This is a genomic window from Solwaraspora sp. WMMB762 (assembly GCF_049179115.1).
Taxonomy (GTDB): Bacteria; Actinomycetota; Actinomycetes; order Mycobacteriales; family Micromonosporaceae; genus Micromonospora_E.
The window spans coordinates 6,801,390-6,821,220 of the sequence record NZ_JBMHMD010000001.1 but is presented as its reverse complement, the minus strand read 5'-3'; the positions used below and the strand labels follow the sequence as shown (position 1 = coordinate 6,821,220).

Annotated in this window: 16 protein-coding genes; 6 read left to right on the top strand and 10 right to left on the bottom strand. The window is 71.6% G+C overall.

Translation table 11 applies throughout. From position 1 onward, the window contains the following. Positions 1 to 21 precede the first annotated feature (21 nt). Both ACN27J_RS30745 and ACN27J_RS30740 read left to right on the top strand, forming a co-directional pair. Entirely contained in the window at positions 22 to 483 is a 462-nt protein-coding gene (locus ACN27J_RS30745; protein ID WP_421371629.1) for a PRC-barrel domain containing protein, read from the top strand. Positions 484 to 583: 100 nt separating this feature from the next. Then, on the top strand, positions 584 to 1,324 hold the full coding sequence (locus ACN27J_RS30740) for a tyrosine-protein phosphatase (protein ID WP_421371628.1): 741 nt from the start codon (positions 584 to 586) through the stop codon (positions 1,322 to 1,324). 54 nt (positions 1,325 to 1,378) lie between these two features. On the opposite strand, the gene ACN27J_RS30735 is transcribed toward ACN27J_RS30740, so the two are convergent. Together ACN27J_RS30735 and ACN27J_RS30730 are read right to left on the bottom strand one after the other, a co-directional pair. Next, positions 1,379 to 2,476: a branched-chain amino acid aminotransferase gene (locus ACN27J_RS30735; protein ID WP_278174406.1), complete on the bottom strand. Its 1,098-nt coding sequence runs from the start codon at positions 2,474 to 2,476 to the stop codon at positions 1,379 to 1,381. Between the two features lie 352 nt (positions 2,477 to 2,828). After that, the gene (locus tag ACN27J_RS30730; RefSeq protein ID WP_421372623.1) at positions 2,829 to 3,860 is read right to left on the bottom strand and encodes a 3-isopropylmalate dehydrogenase; all 1,032 of its coding nucleotides are present in this window, start codon (positions 3,858 to 3,860) and stop codon (positions 2,829 to 2,831) included. A 219-nt stretch (positions 3,861 to 4,079) separates the two neighbouring features. Between ACN27J_RS30730 and ACN27J_RS30725 the strand changes: the two genes are divergently transcribed. Next, positions 4,080 to 5,024, top strand: coding sequence for an FAD:protein FMN transferase (locus ACN27J_RS30725; protein WP_421371626.1), 945 nt, complete (start codon positions 4,080 to 4,082; stop codon positions 5,022 to 5,024). 246 nt (positions 5,025 to 5,270) lie between these two features. Next, complete coding sequence (locus ACN27J_RS30720; RefSeq protein ID WP_278167706.1) at positions 5,271 to 5,639, top strand: hypothetical protein; 369 nt, start codon at positions 5,271 to 5,273, stop codon at positions 5,637 to 5,639. A 63-nt stretch (positions 5,640 to 5,702) separates the two neighbouring features. On the opposite strand, the gene serA is transcribed toward ACN27J_RS30720, so the two are convergent. From serA to ACN27J_RS30690, 6 genes are all read right to left on the bottom strand, one after another. After that, positions 5,703 to 7,301, bottom strand: a complete 1,599-nt coding sequence (serA, locus tag ACN27J_RS30715; RefSeq protein ID WP_421371624.1) for a phosphoglycerate dehydrogenase — start codon at positions 7,299 to 7,301, stop codon at positions 5,703 to 5,705. Between the two features lie 227 nt (positions 7,302 to 7,528). After that, positions 7,529 to 8,764, bottom strand: coding sequence for a mannosyl-3-phosphoglycerate synthase (gene mpgS, locus ACN27J_RS30710; RefSeq protein ID WP_421371622.1), 1,236 nt, complete (start codon positions 8,762 to 8,764; stop codon positions 7,529 to 7,531). Positions 8,765 to 8,941: 177 nt separating this feature from the next. Then, positions 8,942 to 9,955 carry a ketol-acid reductoisomerase gene (gene ilvC, locus ACN27J_RS30705; RefSeq protein ID WP_278167703.1) on the bottom strand — a complete coding sequence of 338 codons (1,014 nt, stop codon included), beginning with the start codon at positions 9,953 to 9,955 and terminating at the stop codon, positions 8,942 to 8,944. Between the two features lie 103 nt (positions 9,956 to 10,058). After that, complete coding sequence (gene ilvN / locus ACN27J_RS30700) at positions 10,059 to 10,574, bottom strand: acetolactate synthase small subunit (RefSeq protein WP_123600415.1); 516 nt, start codon at positions 10,572 to 10,574, stop codon at positions 10,059 to 10,061. A gap of 49 nt (positions 10,575 to 10,623) precedes the next feature. Next, positions 10,624 to 12,513 carry an acetolactate synthase large subunit gene (locus ACN27J_RS30695; protein WP_421371619.1) on the bottom strand — a complete coding sequence of 630 codons (1,890 nt, stop codon included), beginning with the start codon at positions 12,511 to 12,513 and terminating at the stop codon, positions 10,624 to 10,626. 197 nt (positions 12,514 to 12,710) lie between these two features. Further along, positions 12,711 to 15,038, bottom strand: coding sequence for a putative bifunctional diguanylate cyclase/phosphodiesterase (locus ACN27J_RS30690; RefSeq protein WP_421372620.1), 2,328 nt, complete (start codon positions 15,036 to 15,038; stop codon positions 12,711 to 12,713). A 150-nt stretch (positions 15,039 to 15,188) separates the two neighbouring features. Between ACN27J_RS30690 and ilvD the strand changes: the two genes are divergently transcribed. Together ilvD and dinB are read left to right on the top strand one after the other, a co-directional pair. Then, a complete protein-coding gene (gene ilvD / locus ACN27J_RS30685) occupies positions 15,189 to 17,036 on the top strand; it encodes a dihydroxy-acid dehydratase (RefSeq protein WP_421371617.1) in 1,848 nt (615 codons plus the stop codon). A 90-nt stretch (positions 17,037 to 17,126) separates the two neighbouring features. Next, a complete protein-coding gene (gene dinB / locus ACN27J_RS30680) occupies positions 17,127 to 18,404 on the top strand; it encodes a DNA polymerase IV (protein WP_421371615.1) in 1,278 nt (425 codons plus the stop codon). Positions 18,405 to 18,456: 52 nt separating this feature from the next. Here the strand turns inward: dinB and ACN27J_RS30675 are convergent, their stop codons facing one another. Continuing rightward, a complete protein-coding gene (locus tag ACN27J_RS30675; RefSeq protein WP_421371613.1) occupies positions 18,457 to 19,077 on the bottom strand; it encodes a hypothetical protein in 621 nt (206 codons plus the stop codon). Between the two features lie 80 nt (positions 19,078 to 19,157). Continuing rightward, positions 19,158 to 19,733, bottom strand: coding sequence for a GNAT family N-acetyltransferase (locus tag ACN27J_RS30670; RefSeq protein WP_421371611.1), 576 nt, complete (start codon positions 19,731 to 19,733; stop codon positions 19,158 to 19,160). Positions 19,734 to 19,831 lie beyond the last annotated feature (98 nt).

Below are 19,831 nucleotides of genomic sequence, written 5' to 3'. Positions count from 1 at the left end.
CGAGTGAAGGAGTGACCTCCGATGGACAGGCTCGATCCGCAACACACCGCGCTGACGGGGCCGGCCGGTGGTCAGGGCGACGTCGTGGGCGGTACCCCGGCCGGCACGTTCGCCCCGTGGCGCTACCGCGACGACGCGGGGGTCGACGGCGCCAACCTGGCCGGCTACCACGTCGAGGCGACCGACGGCGGCATCGGCAAGATCGACTCCGCCACCGAGGAGGTGGGCGGCAGCCATCTGGTGGTCGACACCGGGCCGTGGATCTTCGGCCGGAAGGTGATGCTGCCCGCCGGGGTGGTCAACCACGTCGACCACGACGCGCAGAAGGTCTATGTCGACCGCGACAAGGGCCAGATCAAGGACGCCCCCGAGTACGACGAGACCAGTGCGACGGATCCGGCGTACCGCGACAAGCTGAGCGCCTACTACGGCGGTGCCACCGGCACCCCGGTCCCGCCGATGGCACCGGGCCGGATCATCTGACCCGGTGACGGCCCAGCCAACCGGTGCGGTGGCCGGCACCACGTGGTGCCGGCCACCGCACCGTTTACCGGTGTCGGTCGGGCTGGCTACCGTAGAACTCATGACTGCCGCCGCCACCCGCTCGTTGGCCTTCGCGACCATGTTCAACTTCCGCGACATCGGGGGCTACCCGGGGCTGGACGGCCGTACGGTCCGCTGGCAGCGGATCTACCGGGCCGACTCGCCGCACCGGCTCGACACCGACGACGCGGCGGCGTTCGACGCACTCGGCGTACGGACCGTGATCGACCTGCGCCGGCCGCACGAAGTCGAGACGTACGGACGGATCCCGCCGGCGGACGGCTTCGAGTACCACAACATCCATCTGCGGCACCAGGACTGGGGCGAGATCCCCTACCAGCCGGAGCAGGGTGCCGCCCGCTACCTGGCCGACCGCTACCACGATCTGACCGAACAGGCCGCGGACGGTTTCGTCGCGGCGATCTCACTGCTGGCCGAGGCGCAGACCGCACCGGCGGTGGTGCACTGCATGGCCGGCAAGGACCGCACCGGGCTGGTCTGCGCGATGACGCTGTCCCTGCTCGGGGTCCGGGACTCGGTGATCGCCGAGGACTACGCGTTGAGCAACGCCGGCAGCGAACGGCTGCTCGCCTGGCTGCGTACCCAGGCCGGCAACGACCATCTGGTGCCGGTGCCGTTCTTCTCCTGCCCGGCCGAGGCGATGCAGACGTTCCTCACCGAGCTGCGGCAGCGGCACGGCTCGGTCGAGGGTTACCTGCGCACCGCTGGGCTGTCCGCAGACCGGATCACCGAGCTGCGCGCCCATCTGTTGACGCAGTGACCTGGGCCGGACCGACGCGGTGACCCGGGCCGGGCCACCGCGTCACGGCACTGGTCAGAAGACCCGGTGCACCCAGCCGTCCGGGTCGGTGCCCCGGCCCCGCTGCAGGTCCACCAGGCTCTGCCGCAGCGCCATGGTGACCTCCCCGGGCCCACCGTCGGCGACGGTGAACTCGCCGTCGGCCGAGCGGACCCGGCCGATCGGGGTGATCACCGCGGCGGTGCCGCAGGCGAACGCCTCACGCAGTCGGCCGCTGGCCGCGTCGGCCTGCCACTGGGCCAGGCTGACCGGCTGTTCCACGACCTGGTGACCGGCCCGGCGGGCCAGGGTGATCACCGACTCGCGGGTGATGCCCGGCAGGATCGCGCCGGTCAGCGGCGGGGTGACCAGCGAACCGTCGTCGTAGACGAAGAAGACGTTCATGCCGCCGAGTTCGTCGACGTACTGCCGTTGCACCGCGTCGAGGAAGACCACCTGGTCGCAGCCGTGCTCGATCGCCTCCGCCTGGGCCACCAGTGAGGCGGCGTAGTTACCCCCGCACTTCGCGGCTCCGGTGCCACCCGGCGCGGCCCGGGTGTAGACCGACGACGCCCAGACCGTCACCGGTTTGACCCCACCGGAGAAGTAGGAGCCGACTGGTGAGGCGATCACCGCGTAGAGGTATTCGCGGGCCGGCCGGACACCGAGGAAGACCTCACTGGCGAACATGAACGGTCGCAGGTAGAGGCTGCCGTCATCGCCGGCCGGAATCCACTGTCGATCAATTGTGATCAGGTGCCGCAACGAGTCGAGGAAGACCTGCTCCGGCAGGGCCGGCATGGCCATCCGGGCGCCGGAGGCGATGAACCTCGCCGCGTTGGCGTCCGGCCGGAACAGGGTCACTCCCCCATCCGCCGCGTGGTAGGCCTTGAGTCCTTCGAAGATCTCCTGGGCGTAGTGCAGCACCGCGGTCGCCGGATCCATCGGGATCGGCGCCCGTGGCTCCACCCGGGCGTCGTACCAGCCCTTGCCCTCGGCGTACCGGACGGTGACCATGTGGTCGGTGAAGATCTGACCGAACCCGGGATTGGCCAGCAGCGCGGCGCGTTCCGCGTCGGCTACCGGGTGTGGATTCGGACGGATCTCGAATTCGAGTTTGTCACCGCCGATCATCGGGCTGACCTCCATGGCGAGAAAGCGACGAAGCTGTGTGTCATGCAACTTACCCCGAACGTTCGTTCAGCGGGAACCGGCGCGGCGGCCGGTAAGTCCGCCACCTGGTGATTGGCCGTCGGCAGGGGTGCCCACGGCGAAGGTACGGTCGGTACGCCAACCGGCACCGGGCAGACGAATCGAGCTGCGCAGCTCTGCGTAGTCGACGGTGCTGTACCGGACTGACGGCTTGGCGGTGACAGGCGCGGACCTGGGCCCGCCGACACGTGTGGTGTGGGCGGACGCCGGTCGGCGCGCGGTGCGGCCCCCGGCAAGGGTCGACCGGCGCGGTACGCGGGTCGACCGGTTGGGCTCAGCCCACGGCGTGGGCGGCCAGCCGATCGCCGATCTCGGCGGTACGCAGCGCGGCTCCCGGAGCGCGGGAGGCCAGCTCGGCCGCGACCGCCCTGGCTACTCGCTCGGCCGACTCAGGGTGACCGAGGTGGTCGAGCAGCAGCGACGCGGAGAGCACGGCGGCTACCGGGTCCGCGACGCCCTTGCCAGCGATGTCCGGCGCGGAGCCGTGTACCGGTTCGAACATCGACGGGTAGCGGCGTTCCGGGTTGATGCAGCCGCTGGCCGCCAGTCCGATGCCGCCGGTCACCGCGGCGGCGATGTCGGTCAGGATGTCACCGAACAGGTTGTCGGTGACCACCACGTCGTACCGCTGAGGCTGGGTGACCATGAACATGGCCGCGGCGTCGACGTGCTGGTACTCGGTCTCGATGTCCGGGAAGTCGGCCTTGACGGCGGCGAAGGTCCGCGACCACAGCGACCCGGCGTGGGTCAGCACGTTGGTCTTGTGCACCAGGGTGACCTTGCGCCGCTCCCGGCGCGCGGCGCGGGTGAAGGCGTCCCGGATCACCCGCTCCACCCCGTGCCGGGTGTTGAGGCTCTCCTCGGTGGCGACCTCGGCGGGGGTGTCGCGGTGCATCGTGCCGCCGGCCCCGGTGTAGAGGCCCTCGGTGCCCTCGCGGACCACGACGAAGTCGATCTCGCCCGGCTTGACGCCGCCGAGCGGGCTGGCGGTGCCGGGCCAGAGCCGGGACGGACGCAGGTTGACGTACTGGTCGAAGGCGAACCGCAGCTTGAGCAGCAGGCCGCGCTCCAGCACCCCGGGCGGGACGCTGGGGTCACCGACCGCGCCGAGCAGGATGGCGTCGTGACCGGCGAGTTCGTCCAGCACCGAGTCGGGCAGCACCTCGCCGGTGCGGTGGTAGCGGGCGGCGCCGAGGTCGTACTCGGTCGCCTCGACGCCGGGCAGCACCGCGTCGATGACCTTCCGGGCCTGCGCGGTCACCTCGGATCCGATGCCGTCGCCGGCCACGACCGCGATCCGCGCCATCGCCACGTCAACTCCCTCGTCTGCTCCGTCGACCGCCTAGCGCACGTTAAGCGATCGTCCCGGAAATCGGTACGTCGGTCCCAGAATACGGACGTTACCCGCTGGTCGCGACGTCCCGCGCCGCCCAGGGAGCACACAGCCGGGCTTAACACCATACTTACCTCGGGCGGCTACTGTAGGTGAAGACCGGATCCGGGCACCGGCGAAGGAGAGTCGACAATGCTGGCGTACCGCGCCGCCCAGCCGGAACCCCCCGATCTGCGGATCGGGCCGACGCCGCGAGCCGACACCCCGAGCGGGACGTCCGGCACCCCGACCGGGACGTCCGGCACCGCCACGGCGACGGACGGCAACCGCCCGGCCGGCCAGCTGGTCGCCCGGCACACCGTCGCCACGTCCACCACCGAGTACCAGCTCGTTCTGGTAGGCAGCGAACGGATCGGCCGGCGTGGGCTGAGCGAGGCGATCGGCGACGCGGTCGCGGAGCTGCGCGCGATCGACGTGACGTACAGTCCGCTGCGGCCGAACAGCCTGGTCTCGCTGCTGCGCCGGGGTGAGGTCGCGGCCGAGGTCTACCCGCCGCTGGCCGACATCGTGCACCGGTGCGAGGCGATGCGGGTGGCCACCGAGGGCTGGTTCGACCCGTGGGCGGTGCCCGGCGGGTTCGACCCGGCCGGCATGATCAAGGGCTGGGCCATCGAGCGGGCCGCTGGTCGGTTGCGCGCCGCCGGGATCACCGACTACGCCGTGGTCAGCGGCGGTGATCTGGTGGTACGCGGACGCGCCCCGCACGGCGGACCGTGGCGGATCGCCCTGCAGCAGCCGCTGTCCGCAGACACCGGCGACAGCCCGGCCGGTGCCACGCCGGGCAGCCAGCCGACCACCGTGACCATGGTGGACGGAGCGATCGGGACCAGTGGACTGACCGCCGGCAGCCGGAAGGTCGTCGACCCGCACACCGGGGCCGTGGTGGAGCGGGACAGCGCCGCCATGGTGATCGGCGCGGACCTCACGGTGGCCGACGGCTACGCGACCGCGCTGTTCGCCGCCGGACCCGCCGGCCGCGACTGGTTTCCCACAGTGGACGGCTACCACGTGCTGGACCTGGTCGGCGAAAGACGATCGACCCCTGGCGCGGCCCACCCCCGTGATCTCGGCAAATGACCACGGGAGCGGGCCGGCGACACGTGCGCTCAGCTCGCGCACCGGGGGTGCAGTCACCTAAGAGACCACGGCCCGGCCGGAACGTCACCCGAAGACGCGACCGGCACCGGAGCAACTCCTGAGCAACCGCACCGCCACGCTATCGATTCCGCACAACCGGGCGCAAGGTTCCAATTCCTCTGACATTGCTTGTCGGCCACGGCACTGGGTGGAATGATCCCCCTGATGGATGGCACGCTGTGCGGCGTGACATTCGATCTAGTCGTATGGGCGTTGGACGATCAGTCCACCTCGGCGGACGTACACGCCGCACACGAACTGTGCCGGCAGGGTGAGCACGCCGACGGTGCGACCGACCGCCGGATCACGTCCTTCCACGCCGCGCTGACCGCCAGTTACCCGGATCAAGGTGCCGCTTCCACCACAGAAGACTGTCCCTGGGCAAAGGTCCCATTACATACCGCAACCGACCACGTCGAGATGAACCTGCGTCAGACCTGCGCCGACGAGGTGCTGCTCACCATCGAACGGCTGGCTCAGGAACACGATCTGCTGCTGCTCGATCCGCAGGACGGCTCGGTCTATCCGCCGCCGGCCAGCGCGTCGACCCGCTGAGCGGGCGGCGGTTCGGGGACGCGGGTCCCCGAACCGCCGAAGCCGGACGACACGTCCGGCAGGTCACTCCTCGCGCAGATCCACCGCGCTGGCCGCGGTCGCCCCGATCGAGCTGGCGGCATTGTGCAGCGACTCCGCGCCGACGGCGGAGTCGACGGTGAGGGTCATCAGCGCCTCGCCACCGGCGGACCGCCGGGCCACCTGCATGGCGGCGATGTTGACACTGGACTCGCCGAGGATCGAGCCGATGGTCCCGACCACGCCCGGCCGGTCGGCGTACCGGAAGAAGAGCAGGATGCCCTCGGCGGACAGCTCGAGGTCGAAGCCGTCGACCTCGGTCAGCCGGACCACGTCCCGGCCGGCGGACTGCACCACGGTGCCGGAGACACTTGCCGTACCGCCGTCGGGCAGCACGCCCCGGACGGTGACCAGGTTGGGCTGGTCGGCGGTGTCCGGGTGGGTGACCAGCTCCACCTCGACGCCCCGGTCGGCGGCCAGGTGCGGCGCGTTGACGTAGGTGACCTGTTCCTCGACCACCGAGCTGAACAGCCCCTTGGTGGCGGCCAGCTTGAGCACCGACACCTCGTTGCCGACGACCTCGCCGCGTACCTCGACGGTGACGCTGGCCGCGACCACCCCGGCGACCGCGGTGAACACCTTGCCCAACTTCTCGGCCAGCGGCAGCAGCGGCCGGACGTCCTCGGCGACCACCCCGCCGGCCTGCACGTTCACCGCGTCGGGGACGAATTCGCCCTGCAGCGCGAGCTTGACGCTGCGGGCCACGGCCAGACCCGCCTTGTCCTGCGCCTCGGCGGTCGAGGCGCCCAGGTGCGGGGTGGCGACCACGTTGTCGAAGGCGAACAGCGGCGAGGAGGTGCACGGCTCCTTCGCGTACACGTCGACGCCGGCACCACCGACCCGGCCCTCGGCCAACGCGTCGGCCAGCGCCTGCTCGTCGACGAGACCGCCCCGGGCGGCGTTGACGATCCGGACCCCGGGCTTGACGATCGCCAGCTCCTTCTCGCCGATCAGGCCGAGCGTCTCCGGGGTCTTCGGCAGATGGATCGAGATGAAGTCGCTCTCCCGGAGCAGCTCCTCCAGTCCGACCAGGCGAACCCCGAGCTGCGCCGCGCGGGCCGGCTGGATGTACGGGTCGTACGCGATCAGCCGGGTGCCGAACGCGGCGATCCGCTGCGCGAACAGCACACCGATGCGGCCGAGCCCGACCACGCCGACGGTCTTGCCCTGCAGCTCCACGCCGGTGTACTTGGACCGCTTCCACTCGCCGGCCTTGAGCGCGGCGCTGGCGCTGGCGGTGTTGCGGGCCACCGCGAGCAGCAGGGCGATCGCCTGCTCGGCCGCGGAGACGATGTTGGAGGTGGGTGCGTTCACCACCATGACGCCTCGGGTGGTGGCGGCCGGCACCTCGACGTTGTCCAGGCCGACGCCGGCGCGGGCGACCACCTTCAGCTGGGGCGCGGCGGCCAACGCCTCGGCGTCGATCTGGGTGGCGCTGCGCACGATCACCGCGTGGGCGTCGGCGAGCGCGGCGAGCAGGGCGGGACGGTCCGTACCGTCGACGTGGCGGACATCAAAGTCATGAGCGAGTACGTCGATTGCGGCGGGCGCGAGCTCTTCAGCGATCAGTACGACAGGATTCATTGGTCCTCAAAGTCGTCCGGGACGGGTATCTGCGGCGGTGGGGCGCCGCTCTGCGCCCTACGCTCCCCCGCCCGGGTGTCGCGCCGGCACGGAGGCGGCCTACCCGCGATCGTAGGCGCAGCCGTGGACGGCGCGGCTCGGGGCCGGGGGTGAGGGCCCTCACAAATCAGACCTAACACCCGCCCCCGGCCAACCGACGCCGTACTCCGCCTGCCGCCGCCGGACCGTCAGCCGGCCGGTGCCGGACTGACCGGATGACGGGGGATCCGGCTGCGGACGATGCCGCCGTCACCGATCTGCCGGAACGTGCCGGCCTCCGCCTCCAGGGTGTCGTAGAGCAGGTCGAAGGCGAGCGAACCGACCGGCGGATAGACCCGTTCGCGAGGCGGCTCGGCACCCGGCGACAACGACCCCTGGTCGATCATGAACTCGAGGATCGCCTCGCGGACCGCCGGCAGGCACACCGGGGAGTGGTACAGCACGTTGAGCGCCTGCATCCGCATGCCCTGGACGTGCTCCTCGCCCTTGTTGTCGTGGAAGTGCGGGTTGCGGGTCTCCACCTGCAGCACCGGCACCGAATGCGCCATCACCTCGGGGCTGTCGGTGTCCAGGATGCCACCGAAGCGTTCGAACAGGTCGACGTACTCGTACGGCTCGACCGCAAAACCGCCGGCCAGCCGCAACCGCAGGCCGAGGTCGAGGCTGAGCGCGTGTTCGCCGGCGTTGCCGGTGGCGATCACCTCGGTGCCGAAGCCGGAGTACTCGGCGATCAGCCGGTTCAGGAACCCGTTGGTGATCTCCGAACTGCGGCCCCGGCGGCTGAAGAACAGTCGGCCGTCGCGCAGCTTGGGCTTGGAGTGCCAGGAGATCCGGACCATCGAATACGGGCTGTCGGCCAGGTGCAGGCCAGCGGCGTACACCTTGCAGTATTCGTGGACCGCGCCGGGGACGTAGTTGTCGGCGTCCACGTAGCCGACGTACCGGCGCCCGGTGAGCGCGGCGACCGCCATGCCGATCAGCATGGCCTCGCCCTTGCCGGTGCGGATCAGCCCGCTCTCGTCGATCAACTCCGGCATGCCAGCGGCTTTCATCGCCGCGGCCAGCCCTGGATCCCGTTGGTGCACGGTGATCGCCGGCCGGTCCGCGGACCGGCAGAACTGCTCGACGGTATGGGCCTCGATTTCATAACGGTCCACCGGCTGCCGGCCGCTGTTCGAGACGAGCACGATCAAACAGTCGTGCGGAATGCCGGAGAGCACTCCTTCGATCACCCTGCGTGTTTCATTCATGCAGGGTATGACCACCACCATGTCCCGCTCGACGGCCCGGATATCCTCCTGGGAGACCAGCCCACGGCCACGGTCACCGGCGACATCCCCCGAGTCCAGCTCGATGACACGCTGAAGCTCATGGATGCGAACGGCCCCGAAGCGCTCCGTGCGGTGCGATTGCTCCAGACGCATGCGGGGCACATTACCCGAGGCGGCCATTAACTACCTGTAACCGTAGGTCAATTATCGGCGTCGGAAACCAACTACCCGAAACCGACCCGAAGCCGCAATCTTCCGGTAACGAAACTCGCCCCGAGATAGGCACAGAGCCCATCACCGATCACCGTCGGTGATGGGCTCTGTCCGGCGTCAGGCGGTCTCGGTGATCGGCCGGTCGACCCAGCTCATCATGCCGCGCAGCTTCCGCCCGGTCTCCTCGATCGGGTGCGCGGCGCCCTCGGCCCGCCACTTGGCGAAGTTCGGCCGGCCCGCGTCGTCCTCGGCGATCCACTCCCGCGCGAACTCCCCGGACTGCACCTCGGCGAGGATCTTGCGCATCTCCTCCTTGACCCGGGCGTCGACCACCCGTGGGCCACGGGAGTAGTCGCCGTACTCGGCGGTGTCCGACACGCTGTAGCGCATCCGGGCGATGCCGCCCTCGTACATCAGGTCCACGATCAGCTTGAGCTCGTGCAGGCACTCGAAGTAGGCGATCTCCGGCGCGTAGCCGGCCTCGGTCAGCACCTCGAACCCGGTCTGCACCAGCGCCGACGCGCCGCCGCAGAGCACCGCCTGCTCACCGAACAGGTCGGTCTCGGTCTCCTCCTTGAAGGTGGTCTTGATCACGCCGGCCCGGGTGCCGCCGATCGCCTTGGCGTACGCCAGGGCGAGGCCGAAGGCACCACCGCTGGCGTCCTGCTCGACCGCGACCAGGCAGGGCACGCCCTTGCCGTCGACGTACTGCCGACGGACCAGGTGCCCGGGGCCCTTCGGCGCCACCATCGCCACGTCCACGTCGGCCGGCGGGGTGATGAACCCGTACCGGATGTTCAGCCCGTGGCCGAAGAAGAGCGCCTTGCCGGCGGTCAGGTTCGGCGCGATCGCCTCGGCGTAGAGCGAGCGCTGCGCGGTGTCCGGCGCCAGCACCATGATCACGTCGGCCCAGGCCGACGCCTCGGCCGGACCGAGCACCCGCAGCCCCTGCTCCTGCGCCTTGGCCCGGCTCTTGGAACCCTCCGGCAGGCCGATCACGACGTCGACACCCGAGTCGCGCAGCGACAACGCGTGGGCGTGGCCCTGGCTGCCGTACCCCAGCACGGCGACCTTCCGCCCCTGGATGACGGCCAGGTCGGCGTCGTCGTCGTAGAACACCTCAGCGGTCATGACTTCCCTCTCGTGTGCCCGGCCACGGTGGCCGGCTTCTCCTCGGGCGGCAGCTGCCTGCCGCAGGTCATCAGGGCCGGCAGCCGATGCCGCCGGCCGGCGGTCAGGCGGCGCGCAGCGCCGGCCCGGTGGTGATCGACCGGGAGCCGCGCCCGATCGCGACCAGACCGGACTGCACCATCTCCTTGATGCCGAACGGTTCGAGATCGCGCAGCAACGCGTCCAGCTTGTCGGACGTGCCGGTGGCCTCGACGGTGAGGGTGTCCGGTGCGACGTCCACCACCCGGGCGCGGAACAGGTTCACCGTCTCCAGCACCTGCGACCGCATCGCGCGGTCCGCGCGGACCTTGACCAGCAGCAACTGGCGGGCGACCGACACCGCCGGGTCGAGTTCCACGATCTTCAGTACGTTGACCAGCTTGTTCAGCTGCTTGGTCACCTGCTCCAGCGGCGACGAGTCGGCGTCGACGACGATGGTGATCCGGGAGACCTCGGGATTCTCGGTCTCGCCGACCGCCAGTGAGTCGATGTTGAACCCGCGCCGGGAGAACAGTCCGGACACCCGGGCCAGCACCCCGGGCTTGTTCTCCACCAGCACGGAGAGCGTGTGCTTGGTCATCTCTTCCTCGTCATCATCGGATGGGCCGGGTCGTGACAGGTCGTCCTCGTCACAGGTCGTCCTCGTCGAAGGTGGGCCGGACGTCCCGGGCGAACATGATCTCATCGTTGCTGGTGCCGGCGGCGACCATCGGCCAGACCATGGCGTCCTTGCCGACCACGAAGTCGATCACGACCGGGACGTCGTTGATCTCCATCGCGGCGGCGATGGTCTTGTCCACGTCGGCGGCGTTCTCGCAGCGCAGCCCGACACAGCCGAGCGCCTCGGCCAGCTTGACGAAGTCCGGGATGCGGTGCTTGTGGGTGCCCAGGTCGGTGTTGGAGTAGCGCTCGCCGTAGAACAGCGTCTGCCACTGCCGGACCATGCCCAGGTTGCCGTTGTTGATCAGCGCCACCTTGACCGGGATGCCCTCCAGGGCACAGGTGGCCAGCTCCTGGTTGGTCATCTGGAAGCAGCCGTCGCCGTCGACCGCCCAGACCACCGTCTCCGGCCGGCCGACCTTGGCGCCCATCGCCGCCGGGACCGCGTACCCCATGGTGCCCAGCCCGCCGGAGTTGAGCCAGGTGTTCGGCTTCTCGTAGGAGATGAACTGGGAGGCCCACATCTGGTGCTGGCCGACGCCGGCGACGTAGATGGCGTCCGGTCCGGCCAGCTTGCCGAGCCGCTCGATCACGTACTGCGGGGACAGCGTGCCGTCGTCCGGCTCGTCGTAGCCCAGCGGGTAGCGCGCCCGCAGGTCGTCCAGCTGCGCCCACCAGTCGCTGCGGTCGCCGGCCGGGCCGGCGGACCGCGCCGCCGGGCGGCCGGCTGGGGGGATGGCCCGCTCCGCCGCCGGGTACGCCTCGATCAGCTCGTCGATGACGTGCCGGGCGTCGCCGACGATCGGCACGTCGGCGGTGCGGTTCTTGCCGATCTCGGCCGGGTCGATGTCGGCGTGCACCACGGCAGCGCCGGGAGCGAAGGAATCCAGCTTGCCGGTCACCCGGTCGTCGAACCGGGCGCCGAGAGCCACGATCAGGTCCGCCTTCTGCAGCGCGTACACCGCCGCGACGGTGCCGTGCATGCCGGGCATGCCCAGATGCTGCGGGTGCGAGTCGGGGAACGCGCCCCGGGCCATCAGCGTGGTGACCACCGGGATGCCGGTCAGTTCGGCGAGCCGACGCAGCCCTTCGGTGGCCTGCGCCTTGAGCACACCGCCGCCGACGTAGAGCACCGGGCGGCGGGCGCCGGCCATCAGCCGGGCCGCCTCGCGGATCTGCTTGCCGTGCGGGTGCAGGGTGGGCCGGTAGCCGGGCAGGTCCAGCGTGGGCGGCCAGGCGAAGGTGGTCTGGGCCTGCAGCACGTCCTTGGGGATGTCGACCAGCACCGGTCCGGGCCGGCCGGTGGCCGCCAGGTGGAACGCCTCGGCCAGCACCCGGGGGATCTCCTCGCCCGACTGCACCAGGTAGTTGTGCTTGGTGATCGGCAGGGTGATGCCCTGGATGTCGGCTTCCTGGAAGGCGTCGGTGCCGATCGACGGGCGGGCCACCTGGCCGGTGATGGCCACGATCGGCACCGAGTCCATGTACGCGTCGGCGATCGGCGTGACCAGGTTGGTGGCGCCCGGACCGGAGGTCGCCATGCACACCCCGACCCGACCGGTGGCCTGGGCGTATCCGGTCGCGGCGTGCCCGGCACCCTGCTCGTGGCGGACCAGGATGTGCCGCACCGTCGAGTCGTACAGCGGGTCGTAGGCCGGCAGGATCGCCCCGCCGGGGATGCCGAACACCACGTCGACGCCGAGTGCTTCCAGGGACCGGACCAGGCAACCCGCGCCGGAGACCGGCACCGGCGGGGCCGGCGGCGGGGTCACGGCGTTGGCGAGGGTGGCCGGGGTCGGCGCGGCCGCCGCTGCCGAGTGCGCGCGGTGGGCGAGGGTCTCGGGCGTGGGTCTCGTCATGACGATTCAGGCCTTCAGCTCAGTGGTCTCGTGACATGGGTCTCGGCGGCGTATCCGGCAGATGGGACCGATCGGCCGGAACCGGCAGGGATTTGGCAATAAAAACGGCCCTCGTGCAGATGCACGGGGCCAGCGCACTCTCGATCGGAGAGTGCGCTCAGGTAAGTACTCGAGACGACAGAGTCAGCGACATGGGGCTAAGCCTGACGCATCTCACGCGATGAGTCAACTGATCTCACATCCTGGGCGGGTAGCGGCACCGCACCGGCGCTGGCCTGCTGATCTTCGCTGGAGCGGCGGCGACCGCCGACTCCATGCCGGTTACCGGGCGACGTCGCCGCCGACAGCATCGCCTCCAGATGCTCGGCCGGCACCCCCCACCCGAACAGCGCGCCCTGCCCGAACCGGCAGCCCGCCTCCACCACGACGGCAAGCTCCGCCTGGTTGGTCACGCCCTCGGCGATGACCTCCAGACCCAGCTGGTGCCCGAGCCGCATCACCACGTCGACCATCGGCGCGAACGCCCGCCGACCCGGCAGCGGCGGCGCGACCGGACCCTGCTCGGCCACCAGACTGTGGTCGATCTTGAGAATGTCGATCGGCAGGTTCCGCAGCTGGCCGAGCGACGAGTAGCCGGCGCCGAAATCGTCCAGGGCGATCCGTACCCCGGTGGCGCGCAGCGCCTTCAGCCGGCGGATCAGCTCCGCGAGATCCCGGGCGACGGCATGTTCGGTGACCTCCAGCACCAGGCGTTGCGACGGCACCCGGTGCCGTCGCAACGCCTCGTCGACCTGCAGCACGTACTCCGGGGCGTGCAACTCGTGCGGCGACACGTTGACCGACACCCAGACGTCGTGCCCCTCGGCCAGCCAGCGGGACAGCTGCCGGCACGCCTCGTCGAGCACCCAGGCACCCAGCCGGCTGATCATCCCGCACTCCTCGGCCAGCGGGATGAACTCGTCCGGTGGCACCTTGCCCAACTCCGGATGGTGCCAACGGATCAACGCCTCGGCACCGACCGGCCGTACCGACGGCACCGCCACCACCGGCTGGAAGGCCAGCCGCAGCTCGCCGCGGTCGATCGCGCCGCGCATCTCGTGCTCCAGCCGGACCCGGCGACGCTGGGCCTGGTCGTAGGAGACGTCGTAGCGCTCCACCCGGTTCTTGCCCCGCTGCTTCGCCGAGCGCAGCGCCAGGTCCGCGTTGCGCAGCAGCGTCGGCACGTCCTGCGCGGTCGAACAGCAGGCCATCCCGATGCTCGCCGACACGTAGATCGGCCCCTTGTCGTGCGGGTACGGCTCGTCGAGGGCGCGCAGGATCCGGACCGCGACGCGGTGCGCCTGCTCCGGGTCGGACAACGACAGCAGTACGGCGAACTCGTCACCGCCCAGCCGGGCGGCCAACCCCGCCCCGGCCAGCTCGGCGACCAGCCGCCGGCCCACCTCGATCAGCACCGCATCGCCGACGTCGTGGCCCCGCATGTCGTTGACCGTCTTGAAACCGTCCAGGTCCAGGGTGAGCAGCCCGCCGGGACGTTGATCGGCGACACAGTCGTACAGCTCGTGCAGCAGCGCCCGCCGGTTGGCCAGCCCGGTCAACGGGTCGGTGTGGGCCAGGTTGCGGAAATGGGCCTCGCTGGACGCCAGCCGGGCGGCGTACCGACGCACGTCGAGCAGGGCCAGATACTGCCGGCCCACCAGGATGAAGCCCTCCAGGCTGCCGACCGCCACCGCGACGGTGGTGAACTCGCCGCCGCTCGCCACGTGGTAGAACCCCGCGGCGGCCATCACCACCATCGGCAGGAACACGTACCCGGCCCCGCGCGGCACCAGGCCGGCCGGCGTACTGCCGCCGCACCCCGGCCGTCCCCCACCGAGCCAGACCAGCACCAGCCCGACCGGCAACCCGACGGCACCGGCCAGGACGAGCCCCACACCGTACTGGCAGATGCCGGCCGCCGCAGCGATGCCGCTGAGCCCGATCAGCACGGTGCCCGCACCGCCGAGCAGCGGGCCGGCCGGATGCCGGCCGCTGTGCAGCGCGGTCATCACCGCCACGCCGGTGATCGCGGCGACCGTCGCGGTGGCCAGCAGGATCGCCGGGCAGGCGGTCGGGGTCGCCGCGCCCAGCAGCCGGGTCGGTGGGGCGACCAGCACCCAGCCGGTGAACCACAGCGCCGCACCGACCGCCAGGCAGTCGAGCAGGTGACGCGCGGTCGGCGCGGACCGCCCGGCGGTGCCCGGCAGCCGCAGCAGGCCCCAGATCAGCAGCAGTCCGCCGAGCGCGCAGCCGACCGCGACGACCGTGGCGAGCAGGCTCCGCTGGGGCTGTTGCCGGTCCCACTCGGCGGTCATCGTGACGGCGCCGACCAGCCCGGTGAGCACGCTGACGGTGGTCAGCCCGGCGCCGACCGCGAGCAGCCGGTGGGCCCGGTCCGACGATCCGTCCCGACGGCGGGCCACGACGAACAACCATCCCGCGCCCAGCGCAGCCGCCAGCCCACTCGCCAACGCGAGCGCCTGCATGCCCGAGGGGAGGTGCACGGCACAACTCTGCCGGATCGGCGCCGGCCCGTGGTGCCGGGGTGCGGGTTTGCCGGCAGCAAACATCCCGACACGTGAAACGCGACACGGCTGGGGCCGCCGGCCCGGCAACCGTGGTGTAACACTTGTCGAATGCCTGAGCTGCGGTCGAGGACCTCCACCCACGGTCGGACGATGGCCGGCGCCCGGGCCCTGTGGCGGGCCACCGGGATGACCGACGACGACTTCGGCAAGCCGATCGTCGCCATCGCCAACAGCTTCACCCAGTTCGTGCCCGGCCACGTACATCTCAAGGACCTCGGCGGGCTGGTCGCCGACGCGGTCGCCGACGCCGGCGGGGTGGGCCGCGAGTTCAACACCATCGCCGTCGACGACGGCATCGCCATGGGCCACGGCGGCATGCTCTACTCGCTGCCCAGTCGGGAGCTGATCGCCGACGCCGTCGAGTACATGGTCAACGCGCACTGCGCCGACGCGCTGGTCTGCATCTCGAACTGCGACAAGATCACCCCGGGGATGCTGCTCGCCGCGCTGCGGCTGAACATCCCGACCGTGTTCGTCTCCGGTGGCCCGATGGAGGCCGGCAAGACCGTCGCCGTCGAGGGCGTCGTGCACGCCAAGCTCGATTTGATCGACGCGATGATCGCCGCCTCGAACGACGCCGTCACCGACGACCAGCTCGACACCATCGAGCGGTCCGCCTGCCCGACCTGCGGCTCCTGCTCCGGCATGTTCACCGCCAACTCGATGAACTGCCTCACCGAGGCGGTCGGGCTGGCGCTGCCGGGCAACGGCTCGGTGCTGGCCACCCACGCCGCCCGCAAATCGCTGTTCGTCGAAGCCGGCCGGACCGTCGTGGAAATCGCCAAGCGGTGGTACGACGGCGACGACGCCTCGGTGCTGCCCCGCGCCGTCGCCAGCCGGGCCGCGTTCGAGAACGCGGTCGCCCTGGACGTGGCGATGGGCGGCTCCACCAACACGGTGCTGCACCTGCTGGCCGCCGCCCGCGAGGCCGAGCTGGACTTCGGCGTCGCCGACATCGACGACATCTCCCGCCGGGTGCCCTGCCTGGCCAAGGTCGCCCCGAACACTCCGAAATACCACATGGAGGACGTGCACCGGGCCGGCGGCATCCCGGCGATCCTCGGCGAACTGGACCGAGCCGGCGCGCTGCGCCGCGACGTGCACGCCGTGCACTCGCCGTCGCTGACCCAGTGGCTGGCCGACTGGGACATCCGGGGCGGCAGCGCCACCGACCAGGCGGTCGAGCTGTTCCACGCCGCCCCCGGCGGGGTGCGCACCACCGAGCCGTTCTCCACCACCAACCGCTGGTCCAGTCTGGACACAGACGCGGCGCAGGGCTGCATCCGCGACGTCGCCCACGCGTACTCCGCCGACGGCGGCCTGGCGATCCTGCACGGCAACCTGGCCCCGCAGGGCGCGGTGGTCAAGACCGCCGGGGTGCCCGACGACTGCCTGACCTTCCGCGGCCCGGCCAAGGTGTACGAGTCGCAGGAGGACACCGTCTCGGCGATCCTGGCCGGCGAGGTGGTCGCCGGTGACGTGGTCGTGGTCCGCTACGAAGGCCCCAAGGGCGGGCCGGGCATGCAGGAGATGCTCTACCCGACCTCGTTCCTGAAGGGGCGCGGCCTCGGCCGGGCCTGCGCGCTGATCACCGACGGCCGGTTCTCCGGCGGCACCTCCGGGCTGTCCATCGGGCACGCCTCCCCCGAGGCCGCCTCCGGTGGGCTGATCGCCCTGGTCGAGCCGGGCGACGAGATCGTCATCGACATCCCGGCCCGGCGGCTGGAGCTGAACGTGCCCGACGAGGTACTGCAGGCCCGCCGAATCGCCCAGGAGAAGCGGGACCGCCCGTACACCCCGGTCGACCGGCAGCGGCCGGTGTCGGCGGCGCTGCGGGCGTACGCCTCGATGGCCACCTCGGCCAGCGACGGCGCGTACCGCCTCGTCCCGGAGTGACCCGCCGCCACCCGCAGTGATCCGCCACCGCTTCGGCGACGTCTGCGCAGCTCACACCCTTTCGTCGAACATCTGTGCGATGATGGCGCGGTGGCGGGTGAGGCCAGCATCCTGCACGCCGACCTGGACGCGTTCTACGCCTCGGTCGAGCAACGCGACGACCCCCGGCTGCGCGACCGGCCGGTGATCGTCGGCGCCGGCGTGGTGCTGGCCGCCAGCTACCAGGCCAAGGCGCGCGGCGTACGTACCGCGATGCCCGCCCGGCGGGCCCGGCTGATCTGCCCGGAGGCGGTGGTGGTGCCGCCCCGGATGGCGGCCTACACGGCGGCCAGCCGGGCCGTGTTCGAGGTGTTCCGGCAGACCACGCCGCTGGTCGAGCCGCTCTCCATCGACGAGGCGTTCCTCGACGTCGGCGGGCTGCGCCGGCTCGTCGGGGCACCGGCCGACATCGCCGCCCGGCTGCGGGTCGCGGTCCGCGACCAGGTCGGGCTGCCGATCACCGTCGGGGTGGCCCGGACCAAGTTCCTGGCCAAGGTGGCCAGCGGCGTCGCCAAACCGGACGGGCTGCTGGTGGTGCCGCCCGACAAGGAGTTGGCGTTCCTGCACCCGCTGCCGGTGGAACGGCTCTGGGGCGTCGGCCCGGTCACCGCCGGCAAGCTACGCGAACGCGGCATCACCACGGTCGGCCGGGTGGCCGGCCTCGGGGAGGCGGCGCTGGTCAGCATCGTCGGTGCCGCCGCCGGCCGGCACCTGCACGCCCTCGCCCACAACCAGGACCCGCGCCGGGTCCAGACCGGCGGCCGGCGCGGCTCGATCGGCTCCCAGCAGGCGCTCGGCCGGGCCAGCCGGGACCCGGCCGACGTGGACGCCATCCTCGCCGGGCTGGTCGACCGGGTCGGCCGCCGGATGCGGGCCGCCGGGCGCACCGGACGGACGGTCACCCTGCGGCTGAGGTTCGGCGACTTCACCCGGGCCACCCGCGCACACACCCTACCCCGGGCCACCAACCAGACATCGACCGTCCTGGACACCGCCCGCGACCTGCTGGCCGCCGCCGGCCCGATGATCCGCGAACGCGGCCTGACCCTGCTCGGCGTCTCGGTCGGCAACCTCGGCGACGGGCAGGCGACCCAGTTGGCGTTGCCCCTCGAACCGGCCGACGCGCCGCCGGAGGCGGCGGCGCGGCATTCCGTCGGTCGGCCGGCCGACCAGTCGGGCGCGCGGCCGGTCGACGGCCCGGCCGGTCGGCAGGAGAGCCTGGACGCCGCGCTCGACGCGGTCCGGGACCGGTTCGGGTCCAGCGCGGTCAACCGGGCGGTGCTGCTCGGCCGCGACCTCGGCCCCGCCGCCCCACTGCTGCCGGACTGACCCGGCCACCGCCGCTGCCAGCGGCCGGCCCTGGTCAGGCGGCCGGCGCCGCTCAGTCGGCCGGCGCCGCTCGATCGGTCAGCGTCGGCGCCGGCCACAGCTCGACGGCACCGGCCGCCGCCTGCCGGATCAACTCACCGGAGACCTCCACCCGGCTGTGCGGGATGTCCCGCGCCGGCCAGGCACACTCCACTGTCACCGGACCGTCCGGCGGCAGCGGCCACACCCAGAAACGGGCGTCGTGCCGCTGCTGGTCGGTGCTGGCTACGACGGGCGACAGCAGCGGGCCGGCGGGTTGGCGGTCGGCCGGCGACGCGCCCCGGTGCAGGCTGCTCAGCACCGTACCGTCGGCGAACCGGACCATCACCTGCAAGCCGCCGACCCCGTCGATTGGGATACGCGGCCGGGGCGGCCCGGACGCACCGGCCGGCGGCCGTGCCGGGTCGGTGGCGGTGGTCGGGTCGACGGCGGGCGGTTCCGGGACCCGCAGGACCGCGCTGATGTCGAACTCGAAACCCGTCGGGTACGCCAGCACACTGGTCAGGATCACCGCAGCCTGGTCACTGCGGGCCAGCAGCAGTTGCCCGGCGACCACGCCACCGAGCACGGCCACCGGGCGAGCCAGCCACGGCCGGGAAGCATCAGACGCCGGTACGGGATCTGCCGTTTCCATCGGTAAACCATGCCATGGATCGACCCTGGCCCACGTCACCGCACCGCCCGGTCCGGCGACCCCACCGGCTGAGGTCGGGGTCAGCGGATCCGCTGGCTGAGGATCTGGCCTGGCCACGGGCCGTCCGGCCGGTCGACGGTGAACGGCTCGGCAGCGGTGAACCCGGCGCGCTCGTAGTAGCGCACCAGCGCCCGGTCACCACCGGCGTAGCAGTCGACCCGCAGCAGGGTCGCACCGCGCTCGGCGGCGATCTCCCGGGCCCGGTCCAGCAACGCCCGCCCCACTCCGCTGCCGGCCCACGACCGTTCGGTGACCAGCAGGTTCACGTACAGCTCGGGTTCGTTGACCGGCGGCACGTAGGACCGGGCGGTGCCGACGGCGAGCGCCCCGACGACCCGCTCGCCACCGTCGCCGACCGGCACGCAGGCCAGGACCAGGCCGCTCTCCTTCGCCCACCCGGTGACCATCGCGACCCGGCGCGGGTCGGTCGACAGCGGCTGGGTCCCCCACTGCCCGGTACGGCCGTGTTCGGCCAGCCAGCGGACCGCGTCGTCGAGCAGCGCGAGGACCGCCGGGACGTCCGCCTGGGTGCCGGCCCGGTGGTAGATCCGGGCCCGGTCGTCGAAGCGGTCGCCGCCGTCGGTGTCACGTTGCATGCCGGACATCCTGCCGTCTCGGCCAAGGTGACGTCGACCGGGCAGGACGTCAGTCACAGCCCCTTGCCCGGCGGGCACATCGACCCCTTGCCCGGCGG

Excerpts from the sequence above, each read along its gene's own strand:
- ACN27J_RS30745 (WP_421371629.1), top strand. The coding sequence starts at position 22 with ATGGACAGGCTCGATCCGCAACACACCGCGCTGACGGGGCCGGCCGGT.
- ACN27J_RS30740 (WP_421371628.1), top strand. The coding sequence starts at position 584 with ATGACTGCCGCCGCCACCCGCTCGTTGGCCTTCGCGACCATGTTCAAC.
- ACN27J_RS30735 (WP_278174406.1), bottom strand. The coding sequence starts at position 2,476 with ATGATCGGCGGTGACAAACTCGAATTCGAGATCCGTCCGAATCCACAC.
- ACN27J_RS30730 (WP_421372623.1), bottom strand. The coding sequence starts at position 3,860 with ATGGCGCGGATCGCGGTCGTGGCCGGCGACGGCATCGGATCCGAGGTG.
- ACN27J_RS30725 (WP_421371626.1), top strand. The coding sequence starts at position 4,080 with ATGCTGGCGTACCGCGCCGCCCAGCCGGAACCCCCCGATCTGCGGATC.
- serA (WP_421371624.1), bottom strand. The coding sequence starts at position 7,301 with ATGAATCCTGTCGTACTGATCGCTGAAGAGCTCGCGCCCGCCGCAATC.
- mpgS (WP_421371622.1), bottom strand. The coding sequence starts at position 8,764 with ATGCGTCTGGAGCAATCGCACCGCACGGAGCGCTTCGGGGCCGTTCGC.
- ilvC (WP_278167703.1), bottom strand. The coding sequence starts at position 9,955 with ATGACCGCTGAGGTGTTCTACGACGACGACGCCGACCTGGCCGTCATC.
- ilvN (WP_123600415.1), bottom strand. The coding sequence starts at position 10,574 with ATGACCAAGCACACGCTCTCCGTGCTGGTGGAGAACAAGCCCGGGGTG.
- ACN27J_RS30695 (WP_421371619.1), bottom strand. The coding sequence starts at position 12,513 with ATGACGAGACCCACGCCCGAGACCCTCGCCCACCGCGCGCACTCGGCA.
- ACN27J_RS30690 (WP_421372620.1), bottom strand. The coding sequence starts at position 15,038 with ATGCAGGCGCTCGCGTTGGCGAGTGGGCTGGCGGCTGCGCTGGGCGCG.
- ilvD (WP_421371617.1), top strand. The coding sequence starts at position 15,189 with ATGCCTGAGCTGCGGTCGAGGACCTCCACCCACGGTCGGACGATGGCC.
- ACN27J_RS30675 (WP_421371613.1), bottom strand. The coding sequence starts at position 19,077 with ATGGAAACGGCAGATCCCGTACCGGCGTCTGATGCTTCCCGGCCGTGG.
- ACN27J_RS30670 (WP_421371611.1), bottom strand. The coding sequence starts at position 19,733 with ATGCAACGTGACACCGACGGCGGCGACCGCTTCGACGACCGGGCCCGG.